Raw genomic sequence first — 14,738 nt, 5'->3', positions numbered from 1 at the left:
TGCCGTCGTGATCTTCAAAGCGGTCCGGGACGGAGCTCCGTACCCGGATCACAACACGACGCTGAAAGCGTGGGCGGAAATCCCTCCGCGACCCATCCGGCTGGCCGATCTGATCACCACCAAGCGCGAGCTGGCGCTGGACAAGCTGCTGGCCGAGGACTCGACGTTCTACGGCGACCTGTTCCCGCACGTGGTGGAATACCGCGGCTCGCTCTATCTGGAGGACGGCCTGCACCGGGCGCTGCGCGCGGCCCTGCAGCAGCGCAACCAGATCCACGCCCGGGTGCTGGTGGTGCAGTCGTGACCCAGCAGCCTCTCGACCTGCTCGACCTGGACACGCTGCTCTCCGACGAGGAGCGCGACGTCCGCGAGCTGGTCCGCCGGGTGGCCACCGACAAGGTCCGCCCGCACGTCGCCGAGTGGTACGAGCGGGGCGAGGTCCCGGTCCGCGAGCTCGCCCCCGAGTTCGGCAAGCTCGGCCTGCTCGGCATGCACCTGACGGGTTACGGCTGCGCCGGCGCCTCCGCGGTGCAGTACGGCCTGGCCTGCATGGAGCTCGAGGCCGCCGACTCCGGAGTGCGTTCCCTGGTCAGCGTGCAGGGCTCGCTGGCGATGTACGCGATCTGGAAATACGGCTCCGAGGACCAGAAACAGCAGTGGCTGCCCGGCATGGCGGCCGGCGAGCTGATCGGCTGCTTCGGCCTGACCGAGCCGGACCACGGCTCCGACCCGGCGAACATGTCCACCCGTGCCCGCCGCGACGGCGACGACTGGGTGCTCGACGGCGGCAAGATGTGGATCACCAACGCGCCGGTGGCCGACGTCGCGGTGATCTGGGCCCGCGCCGAGGAGGGCGTCTTCGGCTTCGCGGTGCCCACCACGACGCCCGGCTTCAACGCCCGCGAGATCAAGCACAAGATGTCGCTGCGCGCGTCCAGCACCGGCGAGATCACCCTTGACGACGTGCGGCTGCCCGAGTCGGCGCGGCTGCCCGAGGCGCGCGGGCTCAAGGCGCCGCTCTCCTGCCTGACCGAGGCCCGATTCGGCATCATCTGGGGCGCGATGGGCGCGGCCCGCGACTGCCTCGAGACCGCGCTGGCCTATGCGACCAGCCGCGAGCAGTTCGGCCGGCCGATCGGCGGTTTCCAGCTGACCCAGGCCAAACTCGCCGACATGGCCCTCGAGCTGCAGAAGGGCTACCTGCTGGCGATGCACCTGGGCCGGCTGCGCGACGCCGGTGGCGGGTTGCGGCCCGAGCAGGTCAGTGTGGGCAAGCTCAACAACGTGCGTGAGGCGATCGCAATCGCGCGCACCTGCCGCACGATCCTGGGCGGAAACGGCATCTCCGGGGAATACCCGGTGATGCGGCACGCCAACAACCTGGAGAGCGTGCTCACGTACGAGGGAACTTCCGAGATCCATCAGCTCGTGATCGGTCAGAAATTGACCGGGCTCAACGCGTTCGCGAGCTGAATGGGCGCGCTGGCCGTACCGTGAGGGGTATGGCCGATACCGAGGAAGCTACGAAAGAGTTCCCCCCGGTGGAAGCGACGCCGGAGGAGAAGAAGCGGGCCGCGCCCCGGCTGCTCGCCTTCATGGCGATCGTCTTCGTCGCAATGGTCGGCGCCTGTTTCGGGCTCCGCGCGATCAACGTGCTGCCCAGCTTCGACAACCCGTTCAGCGACCAGGAGACCGACCGCAGCCAGCCGGTCCTGTTGCAGTCGATGCGCGACCTCAGCCGCTTCGTGGCGGCCGACGGCACGTTCCAGGTGATCGTGGATCTCCAGCAGAACAAGGAGAACATCCCCGACTTCCTGGTCAACCAGCGCACGCTCTTCGTCGGTTCGGGCTCGGTCGAGGCATATGTCGACTTCAGTTCGTTGGCCGAGGGGGCGCTGACGGTCGACGAGGCGGCCAAGTCGGTCCGCATCACCCTGCCGCCGCCGCAGCTCACGTCGGCCAATCTCGACATGGAACGCAGTTACGTGGTGGCCGAGGAGCGCGGCCTGCTCAACCGCATCGGCGACGCGTTCTCCTCGGATCCGAACAAGCAGCAGCGCGTCTATCAGGAGGCACAGAAGCGGATCACCGAGGCCGCGAAGAGCAGTGGCCTCGACGAACGGGCGAGGGAGAACACCCAGAAGATGCTGGAGTCTCTCCTCGCCCGGCTCGGTTACACGTCGGTCACGGTGACGTATTCCAACCCGTGATCAGCGGTCACTCGTTGGGCATCAGCACCCAGAGCACGATGTAGATCAGCACCTGCGGGCCGGGCAGCAGGCAGGACAGCACGAAGATCAGTCGCACCATCCCGGACGACAGGCCGAACCGGCGGCCCAGGCCGGCACACACACCGGCGATCCAGCGGTCGTTGCGGGGCCGAGTCAGGCGGCGGGTCACGTGGCTCACTCCTTCTGGGGCTGGTCCCGGCGCGGTGCCGCGACCACGTTCAACGGTACGAACTCCGAGCACCCCCGCCCTCGGTCCGCAGGTGGATCTGCGGAGGTCAGCTCCCGTAAGGGGGACCCGTACCCCGGTACGGCGCGCTGTTAACCTGAGGCCCCCGCGGATGCAAGGAGGCGAACTGGTGACGCTGGCAGTTCTGTGCGCCAGCACCGGCCTCGCCGTCGATCTCGCCGACGAACTCGAAACGGCCCTGCGTGCGGCCGGCGCGACGACCGTCGAGCGGACCGCGCCGGGCTCGCTGGACGACCTCCGCGACGCCGCCCGCCGCGCGCACCGGGCCGGCGAGCCGCTGCTGATCTGCGCCGACGATCTGGCGGCCCATTCGAGTCTGTTGTGGACACTGGCCACCGAGCCGGCCGGCCGCAGCTGCGCGCTGGTCGTCGCGGACCAGCAGGGCGACGGTGACCTGCGCGAGGAGCGCGGCCGGGTGGTGGCCGGCCAGGGCGATCTCCGCTTCGCGGGCGCGCTGAGCGTCGCGCCCGCCGACCTGCCGCTGCTGATCGACGCGGTGCCCGGCGAGCCCGGGGCGGTGCGGACGGATCTGCGCAACGCCGTCGACACGCTGCTCCCGGAGTTGCTGGCGGCCGGCCTGGTGCCGATCGCCACCAAGGTGCGGCTGCTGCACGCGGAGCGGGTGCGCACGCCGGAGGAGCTGGCCGCGGCGCGGGGCGCGATCGCCGCGGTGGACGAGGAGGCGGCGCGGCTGCGGCTGGCGGTCAAGGAGAAGGACGACTTCTTCACCACATACGCGGTGAGCACCTGGTCGCCCCTGGTCACCCGCTGGTGCGCACGCCTCGGCCTCACGCCCAGCGGCGTCACCGCGATCTCCGTGCTCTTCGCGGTGGCCGCCGCGCTCGCCTTCTGGCAGGCGTCCCGGCCCGCGATGATCGCCGGCGCGGTGCTGCTCTATCTGGGCTTCGTGCTCGACTGCGTGGACGGGCAGCTGGCCCGCTTCACCCGGCGGTTCGGCGCGTTCGGCGGCTGGCTGGACACGATGGCCGACCGGGCGAAGGAGTACGCGGCCTATGCCGGCCTGGCCGCGGGCGCCGAGCGGATCGGTCTGCCCTATGCCTGGCCGCTGGCCATCACCGCGATCCTGCTGCAGACCGTGCGGCACATGACCGACGCCTGGTACGGCGCCCTGCACGACGAGGCGGCGGCCCGTCCGGTGGCAGCAGCGCAGTCCGGCGTCGGCGCCCGGCTCAGCGCCGCGTCCAATCGGGTGCAGGCGGACACCGGCTCGGTCGCGTACTGGTTGAAGCGGATCGTGGTCTTTCCGATCGGTGAGCGCTGGGCGCTGATCGCGGTGCTCGCCGCCTTCTTCGACGGGCGGGTGGCGCTGGCCGCCGTGGTGATCTGGGGCGTGCTGGCGTTCGGTTACACGTTCGCGCTGCGTTCGCTGCGCTCGATCTCGATGCGGGTCGGCGTGCTGAACACCGTCGACACCGCCAAGCACCGCGACGACGGCCTGCTGGTCAAAGCCGTGATCGGCCGCGCCAAGCTGCCCGCGCCGCTGGTCTTCGCGCTGGTCGCGGCGCTGGCGGCGCTCACTCTGGTGATCCTCGAGCTGGCCGGCACGCGGTCGATCATCGCGCTGATCGTGGTCGCGCTGATCGTGCTCGGGGCCGGACTGGCCGCCCGGGCGCCGCACGCCGGGCCGCTCGACTGGCTGGTCCCGGCCGCGCTGCGTGCCGCGGAATACCTGCTGGTGGTCGCGGTCGGCCTGCTCGGTGACGTGCACCCGCCGATCGTCTTCGCGCTGCTCCTCGCGCTGGCCATGCACCACTACGACCTGGTCGCGCGGATGGAGAAGAGCGCGCCCGACGGAGAGAGCGCGACGGTCGGCTGGGACGGCCGCGTAGTGCTGATCACGGTGGCCGCCGTGGTCGGCCTGCAAGATCCGGCCATGATCATCCTGGCCGTGTTGATCTTCGGAGGCGTGTTGCTCCGGGCTGTCCGGGACTGGCGACGATGACCCTGCTCAGCGTGGTTTTGCCGGTCTACAAGGTGCAGGGCTACCTGCAGCAGTGCATCGACTCGCTGCTCGGCCAGACGTTCACCGACTTCGAGATCATCGCGGTCGACGACTGCTCGCCGGACGGCAGCGGCGCGATCCTGGCCGGCTACGCGGCTCGCGACCCGCGCGTGCGGGTGCTGACCATGCCGCAGAACGTCGGCCTGGGCCGGGCCCGCAACGCCGGGCTGGACGCCGCCACCGGGGATTACGTGTGGTTCGTGGACAGCGACGACTGGGTCGCCGAGACCGCCCTGGGCGCGGTCGCCCGCCGGTTGCGGGACACCAACGCGGATGTGTTGTTCGTCGGTTTCGACCGGGTGCACTGGGACGGCCGGGTGGAGGCCGGGGCGGGGCGCGCGACGCTGGCCGGTGCGCCCGAGACGTTCACCGCCGAGGCGTACCCGAAGATCTTGAATGTCCTGCATGTGGCCTGGAACAAGGTGGTGCGGCGCGAGCTGCTGACCAAGCTCGGGTTCCGGTTCGAGCAGGGCTGGTACGAGGACGTGTCGTTCACCTACCCGGTGCTGGTCACGGCCGAACGGATCAGCGCGCTGCCCCGGGTGTGCGTGCACTACCGGCAGCGGCGGACCGGCGCGATCACCCGGACCGTGGACGACCGGCACTTCGAGATCTTCGATCACTGGGGTCACGCGCTGGCGCTGGTGACCGAATATTCGGGGCGGTCCGCCCAGCTGATGCCGCTGCTGGTGCGCCGGATGATCTGGCACTACCTGGTGGTGTTGCGCAATCCGCAGCGGATGCGGCGCGGCTCGCGGAAGCGGTTCTTCGAGCGGATGCACGCCGACTACGTGCGTTACGTGCCGCCCGGCGGTTACCCGCTGCCCGAGGGTAACCAGCGGATGCGGCACCGGTTGGTCGCGCGCGGCAGCTACCCGGCCTATCGCGCGTGGGACCTGGCGTCGGCGGCGCGCGACCGGGCACGCAAGCAGTTCCGCCGTGGCAAGCGGATCGTCCGGCGGTTGCTCGGGCGGACCCGCCAGGGCGCCTACCGGATCTATTACCGCACCCAGCTGCGCCGGCCGATCGACCCGAAGCTGGCGCTCTATGCGGCGTATTGGTTCCGCGGCGTCTATTGCAACCCGGCCGCCATCGCGGCGGCCGCGGCACGTCTGCGGCCCGAGGTCCGCAACGTCTGGGTGGTGCACCGCAACCAGGTGCGGGCGCTGCCGCCGGGCACCGACCACGTGGTGGCCGGCACAATGCGGTACTACCGGATGGCCGCCCGGGCGCGCTGGCTGTTCAACAACGTGAACTGGCCGCAGGCGGTGGTCAAGCGCAGCGGCGCCACGCACGTGATGACCCACCACGGCACGCCGCTCAAGATGATGGGGCTGGATCAGGTCGATCACCCGGCCGGCGCGATGAGCACCGACTTCGCCGCCCAGATGGAACGCGTCGACCGCTGGGACTACAGCGTCTCGGCCAACGCGCACACCACCGTGGCGTGGGAGCGGGCCTATCCGGCCCGATTCGAGACCCTCGAGGTGGGCTATCCGCGCAACGACCGCTTGGCGGTCGCGCAGGCTTCCGAGATCGCCGCGGTACGCGAGAAGCTCGGCGTCCAGCCCGGCGAGAAGGTCGTGCTCTACGCCCCCACGCACCGCGAGTGGCTGCGGCCCGGCACTCCGGTGCTGGACGTCGACGACCTCGCCGAGCAACTCGGGACGGGCACCGTGCTGCTCGTCCGGTCGCACTATTTCTATGTGCCGCCGGGTTCGGAGGCGACGCCGATGCGCAGCGGGCGGATCGTGGACGTGTCCGCGTACCCGGTGGTCGAAGATCTCTATCTGGCATCGGACCTGTTGATCACCGATTACTCGTCGGCGATGTTCGACTATGCGGTCCTGGACCGGCCGGTGGTGATCTACGCGCCGGATTGGGTTGTTTATCAGCAACTGCGCGGCGTTTATTTCGATCTGATGTCACAACCGCCCGGATCGGTCGCCACCGCGTACCCGGAATTGATTGATTTGCTGCGGTCTGGCGCTTATTTGAGCGCAGATGCCACGGCTGCCCGGGCCGCGTTCCGGGAACGCTTCTGTTATCTGGACGACGGCGGCGCCGCCGAACGCGTGGTCCAGCGCGTCATGCCTGCGTAGTCATCCTGTCACTCTGGGCGAATGGCACTTTTGCCCGATGGTTAGACATCGATGCATCTGGACACAGTGGTCCCGATCACGTGCTGTTGTGCCCGGATCGTCGCAGCTCAGGACCCGCAGGAGGTTGACGGTGTCGACCGTCAGTATCAAGGACGTCACCAAGGTCTGGCCGGACGGGACGGTGGCTGTCGATCGGGTCAACCTGGACGTCGAGGACGGCGAGTTCATGGTGCTGCTCGGCCCCTCGGGCTGCGGCAAGTCCACCATCCTGCGGATGATCGCGGGTCTCGAGGATCCGACGAACGGCGACATCCTGTTGAACGGCGAACCCGTGCTGGATCTCGCGCCACGGGACCGCCGGATCGCGATGGTGTTTCAGGACTTTGCGCTCTATCCGCACATGAGTGTTAGCGACAACATCGGATTCCCGCTGAAGCTGTCCGGCGTCGAGCCCTCGCCGCGCGGCGAGCAGGTCGGAAATGTGGCCAGCGCGCTGGGCATCGGGGACGTGCTGGGCCGCAAGCCGAGCCAGCTCTCCGGCGGCCAGCGCCAGCGGGTCGCGATGGGCCGGGCGATCGTGCGCCGGCCCGGGCTCTTCCTGATGGACGAGCCACTGTCGAACCTGGACAGCGGGCTGCGCGCCGAGCTGCGCGCGGAGATCACCGGGCTGACCCGCGAGCTGGGCGTCACCACGCTCTATGTGACGCACGACCAGGCCGAGGCGCTGACCATGGCGGACCGGGTGGCCATCCTGCGGCGCGGCGTGCTGCAGGACATCGGAACCCCGACCGAGGTATACGGCCGGCCGGCGACCCTCTATGTCGCGGCGTTCCTGGGCGCGCCCCGGATGAACCTGCTCGAGGCGTCGGTCTACGTCCACCTTGATCGCTACATCGCGCTGAACTTCGGCGAGCAGGCGCTCTACCTGCCCTGGAACGACATCCGGGCGCGGGCGGTCGCGCACTACCACGGCGAGCGGATCGTGGTCGGCATGCGGGCCGAGGCGCTGACCCCGGTCGCACCGGACGCGCCGGGCGACGTGCTGCACGGGCGGATCCGCTATCTCGAGCACCACGGGCACGAGTCGCTGGCGTTCCTGGACATCGGCGCCACCGCGATCGTGGTGGACGAGATGGGCGCCGCGGTGCACGAGGCGCCGGCCGAGACCGGCACGCTGCGCAAGATCGGCGGCGCGCTGCAGCGGCTGACCGGGCGGTCGTCGCCGAACGGCGCGTCCGTCGAGAAGCAGGATCCCGAGCAGACCAGCGTCCTCGGCGACAACGGGCGGCACCACCGGCGGCCGGCTGAGCTCGCGGTGCGCCTGGCGCCCTATCCGGCGGTGTCGCCGGGACATCCGCTGGCCATCTCGGTGCGGATGGACGCGCTGCACTTCTTCGACGAGCGCGGCGATCGCATCGACGTCGGTTGGCGCTGAGCACACTTTTCTGCCCGTTTCCTCCCGCGGCTCCCTATTTCTACTAGGGGGCCAACTTTAGTGTTACCCAATGTTGACCTGATGCCTTATGGTTCCTGGACACGTCGGTGCGGGTGCGTATCGACGGTTACGTTGCGACGTGTCGTGAAGGGGTGAACCGGCGTGGCCAATGCATCGGGATTGCTGGTGATCGAGCGCATCCTGCGTGACCGGCAAGGGATCTGGCAGCAAGTCGTCGAGGATCGCGATCTGCACCGGCTAACCGGGCAGATGCTCGCCAGCTCCGGGATCGCGCTGGCCTGTTACGGGGCCGTCCTCGGCTCGTTCCACGGCGCGCTGATGGCGCTGACCTCGGCGGTGAAGCTGCCGCTGCTGTTCCTCGTCACGCTGGCCATCTGCCTGCCGACGCTCTACCTCTTCAACCTGGTGTTCGGCGCGCGGCTCTCGGTGCGCCAATCACTCTCGCTGGTGATGGTGGCGCTCACCGTCACCTCGATGCTGGCGGTGGCGTTCGCGCCGATCAGCCTCTTCTTCCGGATCACGGCGCCGGACTACGGCTTCTTCAAGCTGCTCAACGTGTCGATCCTGGCGTTGTCCGCGCTGGTCGGTCTCAAGTTCCTGACCGGCGGCATGCGGGTGCTGAACGACCACGGCCTACTCTCGCCGGCCAAGCCCGCTGAGGAGAACGTCGCGCCGGTGAGCCCCGCGGTGCCGGCGCTGGTCCCGGCCGGCGCGCCGGCCAACGGGGTGCCCGCTCAGCAGCAGCCGGTGCCCGTGCCCGGGCCGCAGCCGCGTCCGATGCACACCATGCCGCCGGGTGCCCACCTGCCGGTCCGGCACCAGGGCGCCACCGTCCAAAAGCAGTCCGCGCCGCCGAGCATGACGCTGCTCTACGTGTGGATCTTCCTGTTCGGCTTCGTCGGCACCCAGCTCGCCTGGACGCTGCGGCCGTTCTTCGGCAGCCCGGGCATGGACTTCAGCCTGTACCGCGAGATCGACGGCAACTTCTACGCGGAGATCTTCCGGACCATCTCGAATCTCTTCTGACGGCACGGGGTCTGTTCTCGGCTCGCCCGCGGGCGATTCAAAAACAGACCCCGGCCGCGTAGGCTGCTCGACGGTGGACGAGATCTACGGACCGCGGCGGGGCCGTGATGCGCTGCGTCCGGCTCCGGCACGAGGGCCGGTCGCCGCTTCTCCGGAGCCGGATCCGAGGCTGCTCGACCGCACGTTCGAGCTCGACGACATCTCGATGGTCCGGCATGCCGTCCGAGCCGGATTGTCCGCGGCCGGGTTCGCCGGCGACCGGCTGCAGAGCTTCGTCCTCGCGGTCAACGAGATCATCACCAACGCGGTGCTGCACGCCGGTGGACACGGCCGGGTGGTTCTCGCCGCGGCCGGCCACTCGATGTGGTGCACGGTCACCGACTCGGGTCCCGGCATCCCGGCGCGCTACCAACACGTGCCGGACGTCCCGAAGGCGTTCGAGACCGGCGGCCGGGGGATCCTGCTGGCATACCGGTTGTGCGACGAGGTCACGATGGCGACCGGGCCGATCGGCACCACAGTCGGTTTGCGAATGTCTCTGCCGGGCGCTTCCGCCCTGGTCAACGGCGTGCCGACGCCCGCCTGAAACGGCACCGAAGCGCCGCCGAAACGTCGGGTACCCCGTTGCCGCGTATCCACGAGCGGGGACGACTACATTGGGGCCGTGCTCGGTCTTCCTCCTCACGTGACCGCCTGCCTGTTCGACCTCGACGGTGTGCTGACGAACACCGCCCTGGTCCACAACGCGGCGTGGAAACAGACGTTCGATCAGTTCCTCACGGACTGGTCCGCCGAGCACGGGCAGCCGTTCGTGCCGTTCGACTCCGGTGCCGACTACCACCGGTTCGTGGACGGGCGGCAGCGCGCCGACGGCGTGCGCACGTTCCTGACCTCGCGGGGCATCACCCTGCCCGAGGGCAGCCCCGACGACGGCCCCGACGCGGAGACCGTCAACGGCATCGGCAACCGGAAGAACATCCTGGTGCTGCAGAAGATCAAAGAGGGCAAGGTCCAGGTCTATCCCGGATCGGTCGACTACCTGCACGCCGCGAAAGCGGCCGGCCTGCGCCGCGCGGTCGTCTCGGCCAGCGCCAACTGCAAGGACGTGCTCGAGGCGGCCGGCATCGCCGACCTCCTGGAGGTGCGGGTCGACGGCGTCGTCGCCCGCGAGCGCAAGCTGCCGGGCAAGCCCGCGCCGGACACCTTCCTCTACGGCGCCGAGCTGGTGCACACCCCCCGGGAGAACTGCGCCGTCTTCGAGGACGCCCTGGCGGGAGTGGAAGCGGGCCGGGCCGGAGGCTTCGGGATCGTGGTCGGTGTCGACCGGGTCGGGCAGGCGGACGCTCTCGAGGCACACGGTGCCGACATCGTGGTGCAGGATCTGTCCGAACTCCTGACGCGATGAACCCGTAGTTCCGCTCAGACTTTCTCCTTTCAGTTCATCGAGAGGCACCACCGTGATCCGTGAACGGGCGTACCCCGTCGACCCTTGGCACATCCGGGAGACCCGGCTGGACCTGAACCTGCTGGCTCAGTCCGAATCCGTCTTCGCTCTCGCCAACGGTCACATCGGGGTACGCGGCAACTTGGACGAGGGCGAGCCGCACGGCCTGCCCGGCACGTACCTGAACTCGTTCTACGAGTTGCGCCCGCTGCCGTACGCCGAGGCCGGATACGGCTTCCCGGAGTCCGGCCAGACGATGGTCAACGTCACCAACGCCAAGCTCATGCGGCTGCTGGTCGACGACGAGCCGTTCGACGTGCGATACGGCGACCTGCGCAACCACGAGCGCGTTCTGGACCTGCGGGCCGGCACCCTCGAGCGCACCGCCGAGTGGGTCTCGCCGTCCGGCCAGGCGATCCGCATCCGCACCGTGCGCCTGGTCTCGTTCACGCAGCGCGCGGTCGTCGCGATCCTCTACGAGGTCGAGCCGCTGGAGCAGAGCGCCCGGCTGATCCTGCAGTCCGAACTGGTCGCCAACGAGCAGTTGCCGCCGACCAGCAAGGACCCGCGCGTCGCCGCGGTGCTGGACCACCCGCTGCAGGCCGAGGAGATGCTCGAGCAGCGCACCGGCGGCCTGCTGGTGCACCGCACCAAGGCCAGCGACCTGCGGATGGCCGCGGCGATGGAGCACCTGGTGGAGACGCCGGGCCGGCACGCGATCACCACCGAGGGCCACCCGGACTGGCTGCGCACCACGGTGGCCTGCAAGCTCGAGCCGGGGCAGAAGCTGCGCGTGGTCAAGCTGGCCGCGTACGGCTGGTCCAGCCACCGCTCGCTGCCCGCCGTGCGGGACCAGGTCGGCGGCGCGCTGGCCAGTGCCCGGCTGGACGGCTGGGAGGGTCTGGTCGACGCCCAGCGGGAATACCTGGACGCGTTCTGGGACCACTCCGACGTGCAGGTCGAGGGCGACCCGGAGGTGCAGCAGGCGGTCCGCTTCGGCCTGTTCCACACCCTGCAGGCCGGCGCCCGCGCCGAGCAGCGCCCGATCGGCTCCAAGGGCCTCACCGGCCCGGGATACGACGGGCACACCTTCTGGGACGCCGAGGCCTTCGTGCTGCCCGCCCTGACCTACACGCAGCCGTCCGCGGCCGCCGACGTGCTGCGCTGGCGGCACTCCACGCTGGACCTGGCCCGGGAGCGCGCGCAGACGCTCGGGCTGCAGGGCGCGGCGTTCCCGTGGCGGACCATCCGCGGGCAGGAGTGCTCGGCGTACTGGCCGGCCGGCACCGCGGGCTTCCACATCGGCGCGGACATCGCGGACGCGGTGCGGCGTTACGTGCAGGCCACCGGCGACTTCGACTTCGAGCGCGAGGTCGGCCTGGAGCTGCTGGTGGAGACTGCGCGGCTGTGGCGCTCGCTGGGCCACCACGACCGGCACGGCCGCTTCCACATCGACGGCGTCACCGGTCCGGACGAGTACACGGCCGTGGTGGACGACAACATCTACACGAACCTGATGGCGCAGCAGAACATGTTCGCCGCCGCCGAGGCCGCCAAGCGTCACCCGGACGTGGCGCGCCGGCTGGGCGTGGACGACGAGGAGGCGGCGTCCTGGCGGGACGCGGCGGCCTCCGTGCACATTCCCTATGACCGCGAGCTGGGCGTGCACCAGCAGTCGCAGGGCTTCACCCGGCTGCAGGAGTGGGACTTCGACAACACGCCGCCCGAGGCGTACCCGTTGCTCCTGAACTACCCGTACTTCGATCTCTACCGCAAGCAGGTAGTCAAGCAGGCCGACCTGGTGATGGCCATGTACGTGCGCGGCGACGCCTTCACGCCGGAGGAGAAGGCGCGCAACTTCGCCTACTACGACGCGCGCACCGTGCGGGACTCGTCGCTGTCCGCTTGCATCCAGGCGGTGATGGCGGCCGAGGTCGGCTTCCTCGAGCTGGCCCACGACTATCTGGGCGAGGCCGCCCTGATGGACCTGCACGACCTGCACCAGAACGCGCGGGACGGCGTGCACGTGGCGTCGCTGGCCGGCTCGTGGATCACGCTGGTGGCCGGTCTCGGCGGCATGCGCGACTTCAACGGCCAGCTCTCCTTCGCGCCCCGGCTGCCCAGCCGGATCACCCGTCTGGAGTTCTCGCTGATGTGGCGCGGTCTGCGTCTGCGGGTGAACGTGACGGCCGAAGAGGTGACCTATTCGCTGCGCAACGGCGGCGGGTCGTCGCGCCTGATGCTGGTGCACCACGGCAAGGAGATCGAGGTGACGCAGGGCAAGTCGGTGGTCATGCCGGTGCCGCCCGCGCTGCCCACCGGGCCGGCGCCGGAGCAGCCGGCCGGTCGCGCGCCGGTGCGCCGGGCCACCAACCACTGAGGTCAGCGAAAAGCCCCGGTCCAGCTGGACCGGGGCTTTTCCGTTGCCTTCTTCTAGAGCATCGACACGTGCACGTGATCCTTGTGGCTGCTCGGTCCGCTGTAGGACCGCCAGCCGCTGGCCGGGAACCAGATCTGCGCGTACCAGATGACGTAGAGGATGCCCAGCCGGTCCGCGTTGCGGACCAGGAACGCCATCAGGTTGTTGCCGTACTCCTTGGTGTCCTTGTTGTGCGCCTCGGCGAAGCCTCTCTTCTGCAATGACCAGTCACAGGCGCGGCCCTTGGGGTGCTCGAACGGGCCGCCGTTGCGATGGCAACCGACGAACCGATTGAACCCGGCCTTCTTCACCTCTTGGTACATGTGCTTGGTGCGCGCCGTGATGCAGCCGCCGGTGGTCGGGTCGGGCACGTTGCAGCTCTCCGGCGTGAAGCCGCCGTCGGAGTTGCGGGGCGCGGGCGCCGCCTTGGGCGAGCTGGCCAGCACGAAGCCGCCGGTCAGGTTTTGACCGCCGACCAGGGCGAGGGCCTTCTCCGCCGCTTCCTTCTGCTTGGCCATCAGGGCGAGGTTGGCCTGCTGGGCCTTGACCTCCTGATCGAGGCGCAGCTTGTTGCGCGCGACCTCGTCGATCGCCTTGTTGAGCTCGTGCAGGATCTCGTCGTTCACCGCGTTCATCTCCTCCAGGGAGATCGCGCGATCGAGGAAGTTGCCCGCACCCTTGCTGTCCAGCAGGAAGCTGGCGGTCGAGATGCCACCGGTGCGGTATTGCTGACCGGCCACCTTGCCCACCATCGGCAGCAGCTTGTCGCGCCGCGCCTCCGCGCTGCGCACCTGCACAGCCAGGTTGAGCTGAGTCTTGGTGGACTTGGCCACGGCCGCCTTGGCGGTCAGGTAACGCCGTCCGGTGGAGTCCAAGACTTCGTTCAGCAGCGGGTTGTCGTCGCCGTCGTCGGCGGTGGAGGACGAGTCTCCGGGCTCGGCGCTCGCCGGGGATGCGGGCGCGACAACAGACAAACCCACAGCGACGAGCGGTGCCAGGGCGAGGATCAGCCACCGGCGGGAGCTTGCCGTCATGCATGTTCCTTCCGTGTGTGGCCACCGACCGAGTTAGCTGACGGGTTCGGGACGGAAGCGATCCCTTCCGCTCGGCGCTTTCACGCCGATCGGATTCACCCCACAAACGTGGTTCCCCGGCTCGTCTGGCGACGATTAGGTGGCGGCCTGCCGGCGCCTTGGGGGCGGCGCCTCCTGGCAGTGACCGGACGCGAGCTTACCCGAAGAAAAGGAACCCATCAGCACTGCGAAGCGGACAAAAGGCGTTACTGAGCAACGACTTTCTGTGATTTTCGTCCGTAACTTCACATCAATGTGAGTCGTTGCACTCTCTCCGTAGTGGAATCACGGAATGTACCGAGAATGTCGCGCTGAGTGCGAGGGTGGCGCTTCGGAAATTCGTCGGTATCGTTCGTCACGGTCTCCGTTACCAAACGGAGATCGCCGCCTAATCGCCATCCGGCGAGCCGGGGACCCAAATCCCAGGCAGTGGGGTGAATCCGCGGAGCTGTTCGCCGTGGTAGGGATCGCTTCCGTCCCGAACCCGTCAGCTAACCCGACCGGCGGCCGAGGGAAGGAACGCAATGAGGCAGAACTCTGCCCGCAGACGAGGGGCGGCGTTGCTCGCGGTGCTCGTCGCCATCGGCGGGCTGGGGGGGGGGAGCGCCCCCCCGCCCCCCCCCCCCCCCACCCCCCCCCCCCCCCCCCGCCGGGCGACAACAGCGACCACGGCGAGGGGGGCTCGAAACCACTGCCCTAGCAGCTTGAGGCGGCGTC

Annotated in this window: 12 protein-coding genes and 2 riboswitches; of the genes, 10 read left to right on the top strand and 2 right to left on the bottom strand. The window is 69.3% G+C overall.

Annotation, left to right across the window (positions count from 1 at the left end; genetic code table 11):
- Positions 1-7: 7 nt before the first annotated feature.
- The 3 genes from ACZ6TI_RS17320 to ACZ6TI_RS17310 are packed head-to-tail and all read left to right on the top strand — an operon-like array spanning position 8 to position 2,210.
- A complete protein-coding gene (locus tag ACZ6TI_RS17320) occupies positions 8-304 on the top strand; it encodes a type II toxin-antitoxin system VapB family antitoxin (protein WP_465346061.1) in 297 nt (98 codons plus the stop codon).
- Positions 301-1,473 carry an acyl-CoA dehydrogenase family protein gene (locus ACZ6TI_RS17315; protein ID WP_465346060.1) on the top strand — a complete coding sequence of 391 codons (1,173 nt, stop codon included), beginning with the start codon at positions 301-303 and terminating at the stop codon, positions 1,471-1,473. Before ACZ6TI_RS17320 ends, ACZ6TI_RS17315 begins: the two co-directional genes overlap by 4 nt.
- Positions 1,474-1,502: 29 nt before the next feature.
- On the top strand, positions 1,503-2,210 hold the full coding sequence (locus ACZ6TI_RS17310; protein ID WP_465346059.1) for a DUF4230 domain-containing protein: 708 nt from the start codon (positions 1,503-1,505) through the stop codon (positions 2,208-2,210).
- A 7-nt stretch (positions 2,211-2,217) separates the two neighbouring features.
- Here the strand turns inward: ACZ6TI_RS17310 and ACZ6TI_RS17305 are convergent, their stop codons facing one another.
- Positions 2,218-2,400 carry a PspC domain-containing protein gene (locus ACZ6TI_RS17305; protein ID WP_465346058.1) on the bottom strand — a complete coding sequence of 61 codons (183 nt, stop codon included), beginning with the start codon at positions 2,398-2,400 and terminating at the stop codon, positions 2,218-2,220.
- A 187-nt stretch (positions 2,401-2,587) separates the two neighbouring features.
- Here ACZ6TI_RS17305 and ACZ6TI_RS17300 point away from each other — a divergent pair, with 187 nt between their 5' ends.
- The 7 genes from ACZ6TI_RS17300 to ACZ6TI_RS17270 all read left to right on the top strand — a co-directional run bounded on the left by ACZ6TI_RS17300 (position 2,588) and on the right by ACZ6TI_RS17270 (position 12,909).
- Positions 2,588-4,441, top strand: a complete 1,854-nt coding sequence (locus ACZ6TI_RS17300) for a DUF5941 domain-containing protein (RefSeq protein WP_465346057.1) — start codon at positions 2,588-2,590, stop codon at positions 4,439-4,441.
- Entirely contained in the window at positions 4,438-6,603 is a 2,166-nt protein-coding gene (locus tag ACZ6TI_RS17295; protein WP_465346056.1) for a bifunctional glycosyltransferase/CDP-glycerol:glycerophosphate glycerophosphotransferase, read from the top strand. Before ACZ6TI_RS17300 ends, ACZ6TI_RS17295 begins: the two co-directional genes overlap by 4 nt.
- A 130-nt stretch (positions 6,604-6,733) precedes the next feature.
- The gene (locus ACZ6TI_RS17290) at positions 6,734-8,038 is read left to right on the top strand and encodes an ABC transporter ATP-binding protein (protein ID WP_465346055.1); all 1,305 of its coding nucleotides are present in this window, start codon (positions 6,734-6,736) and stop codon (positions 8,036-8,038) included.
- Positions 8,039-8,200: 162 nt separating this feature from the next.
- Complete coding sequence (locus tag ACZ6TI_RS17285) at positions 8,201-9,085, top strand: hypothetical protein (protein ID WP_465346054.1); 885 nt, start codon at positions 8,201-8,203, stop codon at positions 9,083-9,085.
- Between the two features lie 73 nt (positions 9,086-9,158).
- Positions 9,159-9,671 (top strand): ATP-binding protein, encoded by a 513-nt coding sequence (locus ACZ6TI_RS17280; RefSeq protein WP_465346053.1) that lies wholly within the window; start codon positions 9,159-9,161, stop codon positions 9,669-9,671.
- A 78-nt stretch (positions 9,672-9,749) separates the two neighbouring features.
- The gene (locus ACZ6TI_RS17275) at positions 9,750-10,490 is read left to right on the top strand and encodes an HAD family hydrolase (protein WP_465346052.1); all 741 of its coding nucleotides are present in this window, start codon (positions 9,750-9,752) and stop codon (positions 10,488-10,490) included.
- 52 nt (positions 10,491-10,542) lie between these two features.
- Complete coding sequence (locus tag ACZ6TI_RS17270; RefSeq protein WP_465346051.1) at positions 10,543-12,909, top strand: glycoside hydrolase family 65 protein; 2,367 nt, start codon at positions 10,543-10,545, stop codon at positions 12,907-12,909.
- 53 nt (positions 12,910-12,962) lie between these two features.
- On the opposite strand, the gene ACZ6TI_RS17265 is transcribed toward ACZ6TI_RS17270, so the two are convergent.
- Positions 12,963-13,982, bottom strand: a complete 1,020-nt coding sequence (locus tag ACZ6TI_RS17265; protein ID WP_465346050.1) for a coiled-coil domain-containing protein — start codon at positions 13,980-13,982, stop codon at positions 12,963-12,965.
- A 7-nt stretch (positions 13,983-13,989) separates the two neighbouring features.
- A riboswitch (cyclic di-AMP (ydaO/yuaA leader) is annotated at positions 13,990-14,134 on the bottom strand.
- Positions 14,135-14,396: 262 nt separating this feature from the next.
- Positions 14,397-14,542: riboswitch (cyclic di-AMP (ydaO/yuaA leader) on the top strand.
- Positions 14,543-14,738 lie beyond the last annotated feature (196 nt).

Source organism: Actinoplanes sp. NPDC051388 (assembly GCF_055586225.1).
Note: the sequence above shows the minus strand (reverse complement) of the source record. Positions and strands in the feature narration are given on the sequence as shown.

Excerpts from the sequence above, each read along its gene's own strand:
- ACZ6TI_RS17265 (WP_465346050.1), bottom strand. The coding sequence starts at position 13,982 with ATGACGGCAAGCTCCCGCCGGTGGCTGATCCTCGCCCTGGCACCGCTC.
- ACZ6TI_RS17295 (WP_465346056.1), top strand. The coding sequence starts at position 4,438 with ATGACCCTGCTCAGCGTGGTTTTGCCGGTCTACAAGGTGCAGGGCTAC.
- ACZ6TI_RS17310 (WP_465346059.1), top strand. The coding sequence starts at position 1,503 with ATGGCCGATACCGAGGAAGCTACGAAAGAGTTCCCCCCGGTGGAAGCG.